We start from the raw sequence: 6,106 nt of genomic DNA, 5'->3' as shown, positions 1-6,106 counted from the left end.
TAATAATACATTTATTAATTCAATTATTAATTTCTCAATTTTATATGGCTAGCATAGAAAAGCATGATAATAAGAGTATAATTATAGCTTATATTTTCTTAATATGGGGTCATGCTTTAAATAATAGCTATTATTTTTTCATGTTCTGATAGAACAATTATATTTCGGCTTTTAGCCGATTAAAAAATTTAAAAGAATTATTGTGTTTTTTTAGATTAAAAATATATGATTTGATTATATTTGAAATATGGCATTTGATAATGTATAATATTTGAAAAGTTTTGTGCACATTAATTCTTAATCATTATTATATGGAGGACTATTAATGGTTCGTGCTTATTCAAGAAGAGAATATATTAGAAAAATACCAAACAACAGAATTGTTCAATATGATATGGGAAACTTATCTGAAGATTTCCCAGTAAGAGTATCCTTAGCAGTTAAAAAACCAGCTCAAATTAGACACAATGCTTTAGAAGCAGCTCGTGTAGCATCCAACAGATACATGCAAAGATCTGCTGGTAGATTAGGATACCACTTAAAATTAAGAGTATACCCTCACAACATCGTAAGAGAAAACCCTATGGCTACCGGAGCAGGTGCGGACAGGGTACAAAGCGGTATGAGAAATGCTTTCGGTAAAGCAATCAGTGTAGAAGCTTTAGTAAAAACCAATCAAAAGATCATGTCTATTGATGTAAACCCTAAAAACTTCGAAGATGCTAAAACCGCTTTAAAAAGAGCAGGTATGAAAATGCCTGTATCCTGCAGAATCGTTGTAGAAAAAGGTGCAGAATTAATTAAATAAGTCTTTTGACTTTTTATTTAATTTTTAAATTTTTATTTTTTAATTTTTTTAAATTCTTAATTTTCATAATGAAATAAATTTTTTGGACTTGATTTATATCCAAACATTATTATCATTCAATTTTAGTATAAGTTGTTTAAGATTGTGTTTATTAATGGGTGAAAAACAATGTATGTTAAAAAATTTGAAGATTTAAGCAAAGACGATTTAGGTATTGCTGGTGGAAAAGGTGCTAATTTAGGTGAATTAACCCAAGCAGGCATTCCTGTACCTCCAGGATTTGTAGTGACCTCAAAAACTTATGATAAGTTCATGAGAGATACTGGAATTTTTAATAGTGTTATGGATATTTTAGACCAAGTAGATATTAATAACACCAAAGAGCTTCAAGAAGCTGCTGAAGAAATCAAAAGCATCATTATTGAAACTCCTATACCTGAAGATATTTCCACTTATATTATTGAAGCTTACAATCAATTATCACAAAGAGTTGGAGAAGACGAAGCAGATGTAGCTATCCGTTCTTCCGCTACTGCAGAAGACTTGCCTGAAGCTTCCTTTGCAGGTCAACAAGATACTTTCTTGCACGTTCAAGGATTAGAAAATGTTATTGAATATGTAAGAAAATGTTGGGCTTCCTTATTTGAAGCAAGAGCTATCTTCTACAGAGAAGAAAACAACTTTGAACACTCTCAAGTATATATTGCTGTAGTTGTTCAACAAATGGTTGATTCTGATAAAGCAGGTGTAATGTTTACTGTAAACCCATCAACTGGTGAAAACATTGCATTGATTGAAGGATCATGGGGTCTTGGTGAATCCGTAGTAAGCGGATCCGTAACTCCTGATAACTACGCTGTAGATAAAGAAACTAATGAAGTCTTAAATGTTACCATTAGTGACAAGAAAACCATGTTCACTAATGAAGAAGGCGGAACCTCCATTCAAGTTGATGTTCCTGAAGAATTAAGAAATGAAAGAGTTTTATCTGATGATGAATTGATTGAGCTTGTTGAAATGGCTAAAAGAGTAGAAGGTCATTACGGCAAACCTCAAGATACCGAATGGGCTTTCCATGATGGTAACTTATTCTTATTGCAATCCAGACCAATCACTACCTTAGGAGATTCCAAAGATGAATCTAAAGAAGAGGAAGTGGACTTGGAAGTATTAATTAAAGGTCTTGGTGCAAGTCCAGGATTAGCTTCAGGTACTGTAAAAGTCATTTTAGAGCTTGATGAACTTGATAAGGTTCAAGATGGAGACGTAATGGTAACTACCATGACCACTCCTGATATGGTTCCTGCTATGAAAAGAGCTACAGGTATTGTAACCGATGAAGGTGGAGTAACCTGTCACGCAGCTATTATTTCAAGAGAATTAGGAATTCCTTGTGTAGTAGGTACCGGTGATGCAACCACTACCTTAAAGGAAAATGACGAAGTTACTGCTGACGGTAAAAAAGGTTTAGTATACAAAGGTATCATTAAAGGTGCTGAAAGTGATAAATCCGCTGAAGCTGCAGTACAAGTATCTGCAACTCCTTTAATCACTGTAACTGAAGTTAAAGCTAATGTAAGTATGGCTGAAGCAGCTCCAAAAGCAGCAGCAACCGGTGCTGATGGTGTAGGTTTACTCAGAACTGAACACATGATGTTATCTACTGGTGTTCACCCAAGAAAATTCATCCTTGACGGTGAAGAAGAGAAATTGGTAGATACAATTGCTGAAGGTGTTTTAAAAGTAGCAGATGAATTCTATCCAAAACCTGTATGGTACAGAACTCTTGATGCTCCTACTGATGAGTTCATCACCCTTGAAGGTGGGGAAGATGAACCTAGAGAACACAACCCAATGTTAGGTTGGAGAGGTATCAGAAGAGAATTGGATGAACCTGAAATCTTAAAAGCTGAATTCAAAGCAATCAAAAAGCTTCACGATAAAGGTTACAAAAACATTGGAATCATGATTCCATTATCACAACATCCATCTGAACTCAGAAGAGCTAAAGAATTATGTAGAGAAGTAGGTATGGAACCTCAAGTTGATGTTGAATTTGGTATGATGGTAGAAATTCCTGCAGCAGCAATCTTAATTGATGAATACATTGCAGAAGGAATTGACTTCGTAAGTCTTGGTACAAATGACTTGACTCAATACACTCTTGCAGTGGACAGAAACAATGAATTTGTAGCAAAACACTACAGAGAAGAACACCCTGCAGTAATGGCTTTAATTGAAAGAACCATTAAACATTGTGCAGCAGCAGGTGTAACCTGCAGTATCTGTGGTCAAGCAGGTAGTGTACCTCATATTGTTGAAAAACTTGTTAAATTTGGAATTACCAGTGTATCTTCCAATACTGATGCAGTAGAAGAAGTAAGAAAAACTGTTGCAAGAGCTGAAAAGAAAATTATGCTCGATGCAGCAAGAAAACAATTGTAATTCTAAATGCATGGATTTAAAAGTTCAATCTTTTAAATCTTTATTTTTTATTTTTTTAAGATTGTATTGTTTTTTTAATATTATTTTAGCCGATTTAGTTTTTAGTTATTTTTACATTTTTTAAGTTGATTTGTTTTGATGATATTAAAAAAATAATAAGTTTTAATTTTTTATTTTGAATTTCAGGTAATTTTTATGAATGAAAAACCAGTATCTCACGATGAAATTTTTAATCAATTAGATGAATTTCAGGCAATGGACTGCAAATATTCTGATGGAAGAATATTAGGCTCTATGTGTACAGAAGCACATCCTATTGCGAAAGAAGCTTTTTTTAAATTCATTGACTCAAACTTAGGAGATCCGGGTCTTTTTAAGGGAACCAAATTAATCGAAGATGAAGTATTGAAGATGATTGGTTCAATTTTATCCATTGAAAATCCTGCAGGGCATATGGTAACTGGAGGCACTGAAGCCAATATTATGGCGATTAGGTCTGCAAGAAATATTGCAAGGGATAATAAGGGAATAAAAGATGGGGAACTGATTGTTCCTAAATCCGCTCACTTCTCTTTTAAAAAAGCAGCAGATATGCTTAATCTAAACTTGATTCGTGTTGATTTGGATGAAAATTACCGTATAAATCCAGAACTTGTAGAAGAAAGCATTAACGATAATACTGTAGCTATTGTAGGTATTGCAGGAACAACTGAATTAGGCATGATTGACCCAATAGAAGATTTATCTGAAATAGCTGTCAAGAATGACATTCACTTGCATGTTGATGCTGCATTTGGTGGATTTTCAATTCCTTTCTTAACTGAAAAGGGATATGATTTGCCAAGATTTGACTTTTCAGTTGAAGGGGTCAGATCCATTACAGTCGACCCTCATAAAATGGGATTATCTCCAATTCCTTCTGGAGGAATATTGTTTAGGGACCAATCTTATTTGGATGCGATGTCAGTTGATTCACCTTATTTGACCATCAAGAATCAATCCACTATAGTCGGCACTCGTTTAGGAGCAGCTTCCGCTGCAACATATGCAGTTATGAAATTCTTAGGAAAAGATGGTTATGCTCGTAACGCTGAAATAGCACTAGAAAAAACTCACTTTTTAGCAGATAACCTTAAAAGATTAGGTTATGAATTAATTGTCGAACCTAAATTGAATATTGTTGCATTTAATCATCCTAAATTGGAAACTGAAGAATTAGCTAGCTTGCTTGAAGATAGAAATTGGAAAATATCCTGTTCCTCCTATCCTAAAGCTATTAGGGTTATTCTTATGAATCATATTAAAAAAGAACATTTGATTGAACTTATAGATGATTTGGAAGAGATTTCCAAATCCATTTAATCTCTATTTTTTATATTCTTATTCTATTTATTAATCGCTCATTTTTTCTACATTCTTTATTTTTCGCTTATTTTTTTTAAATAGAAAATTATTTTAATAAGTTTGCTAAATAAAATAAATGAAAGATTAAAGAGGTGATATAATGAAAAGCTCTGTTCTAGTTTTAATAGGTATTGTTGCAATACTTATTGTAGGTGGCGCATTTGCAGTTACATTCATGGATAAAATTGCAGATGTTGCTGATGGAGGAGACTCTGGCACTTTTCACAAAGTTGCCAATAAAGTAGATAAAGTGACATCATCTGATGGATCAAGTGGTTCCTCAGGTAGTGGCAGTGATATTGTAAGTGAAATAGTCAAATTCAATCATCAAAACGGTGAAGGATATTATCGTGAAGTCACTTACAAAGATGGTGGATTCCGTCAATTTGATACTTCAACCGGTGAAATGATCGGTTCATCCTATGATGAAGACCAAGAAAAACTTGGTGTAATTAATGGTAGTTTAGAATAATCTTTTTATTCTAAATTCATTTTCTTTTTTATTTTCTTTTTTTTCTATTTTTTACTATTTTTCAATATTTTTTATTTTTTACACCATCTTATCTACATAATCAATATTTTTATACTATCAAATCAATAACCTTTCAATTATATTGTTTATAGATATGATAATTTTGATATTTTTTAGGAATATGTATGATTAAATTAATCATTATTTTAATTAAAAGGCATTAAATTTTTTAGCTAATTTTCACTTTTACACAATTGCTATTTTTCACATTATTTTTGTATTTTTTGGAAAATTTTATAAATTTTAAAAAAATATCTAATTATATGAAAAAAATAGAAACTCCAATTAGTGATGAAGTGATTAATGACTTAAAAGTTGGAGATAAGATATCTCTTTCAGGTAAAATGTATTGTGGCAGAGATGCAGTTTTGCCAAAATTAGTCAAATCTATAGAAGATGGAGATATTGACAAATATCCATTTGACTTTAAAGGTATGGCCATTATGCATACTGCATTTAGTGTTGCAGGAATTGCTCCAACTACAAGCAATAAGGCAGAGATTGAATCATCAATTCCAACATTATCTGCTTCGGGAGTTAAGTTTCACATTGGAAAGGGATCATTATCTGATGAGACTAAAAAAAGTTTAAATGAATACAATTCTGTTTTTATCGTTACTCCACCTGTAGCTGCACTTTTGACAAATAATGTGATTTCAAAAAAATGTGTGGCTTATGAAGAAGAGGGAATGGAAGCCTTCTTTGAATTGGAAGTAAAAGACATTCCAGGGATTGTAGCTATTGCTCATGGAGAGTCTTTATAATTTTCTTTCTTATTTTAATTAGTTTCCAAATGCTCTTTTTAATTTTATATACTATTTTTTAGATAATATTAATTAGATATTATAATTAGATTTATATTACACTTTTTTTAGAGGGATTTTATGCAACGAAGAGGAACCACTAATCTGCCACTG

5 protein-coding genes are annotated in these 6,106 nt (G+C 32.2%); all 5 read left to right on the top strand.

Annotated elements, in window-relative coordinates; genetic code table 11:
• Nucleotides 1-325: 325 nt before the first annotated feature.
• The 5 genes from rplJ to ACKI67_RS06015 all read left to right on the top strand — a co-directional run bounded on the left by rplJ (nt 326) and on the right by ACKI67_RS06015 (nt 5,953).
• Entirely contained in the window at nt 326-808 is a 483-nt protein-coding gene (rplJ, locus tag ACKI67_RS06035) for a 50S ribosomal protein L16 (protein ID WP_292788785.1), read from the top strand.
• A 168-nt stretch (nt 809-976) separates the two neighbouring features.
• Nucleotides 977-3,253: a phosphoenolpyruvate synthase gene (ppsA, locus tag ACKI67_RS06030; RefSeq protein ID WP_407462540.1), complete on the top strand. Its 2,277-nt coding sequence runs from the start codon at nt 977-979 to the stop codon at nt 3,251-3,253.
• Nucleotides 3,254-3,448: 195 nt separating this feature from the next.
• Nucleotides 3,449-4,615: a tyrosine decarboxylase MfnA gene (gene mfnA, locus ACKI67_RS06025; RefSeq protein ID WP_407462539.1), complete on the top strand. Its 1,167-nt coding sequence runs from the start codon at nt 3,449-3,451 to the stop codon at nt 4,613-4,615.
• 142 nt (nt 4,616-4,757) lie between these two features.
• Entirely contained in the window at nt 4,758-5,129 is a 372-nt protein-coding gene (locus ACKI67_RS06020; protein WP_407462538.1) for a flagellar protein, FliL, read from the top strand.
• 323 nt (nt 5,130-5,452) lie between these two features.
• Nucleotides 5,453-5,953 carry a fumarate hydratase C-terminal domain-containing protein gene (locus ACKI67_RS06015; protein WP_407462537.1) on the top strand — a complete coding sequence of 167 codons (501 nt, stop codon included), beginning with the start codon at nt 5,453-5,455 and terminating at the stop codon, nt 5,951-5,953.
• Nucleotides 5,954-6,106 lie beyond the last annotated feature (153 nt).

The organism is Methanobrevibacter sp. (genome assembly GCF_045577275.1).
Lineage (GTDB): Archaea > Methanobacteriota > Methanobacteria > Methanobacteriales > Methanobacteriaceae > Methanobrevibacter.
Note: the sequence above shows the minus strand (reverse complement) of the source record. Positions and strands in the feature narration are given on the sequence as shown.

Bases quoted from the DNA above. Each gene is read 5' to 3' on its own strand.
- ACKI67_RS06015 (WP_407462537.1), top strand. From the start codon at position 5,453: ATGAAAAAAATAGAAACTCCAATTAGTGATGAAGTGATTAATGACTTA.
- ACKI67_RS06020 (WP_407462538.1), top strand. From the start codon at position 4,758: ATGAAAAGCTCTGTTCTAGTTTTAATAGGTATTGTTGCAATACTTATT.
- mfnA (WP_407462539.1), top strand. From the start codon at position 3,449: ATGAATGAAAAACCAGTATCTCACGATGAAATTTTTAATCAATTAGAT.
- rplJ (WP_292788785.1), top strand. From the start codon at position 326: ATGGTTCGTGCTTATTCAAGAAGAGAATATATTAGAAAAATACCAAAC.
- ppsA (WP_407462540.1), top strand. From the start codon at position 977: ATGTATGTTAAAAAATTTGAAGATTTAAGCAAAGACGATTTAGGTATT.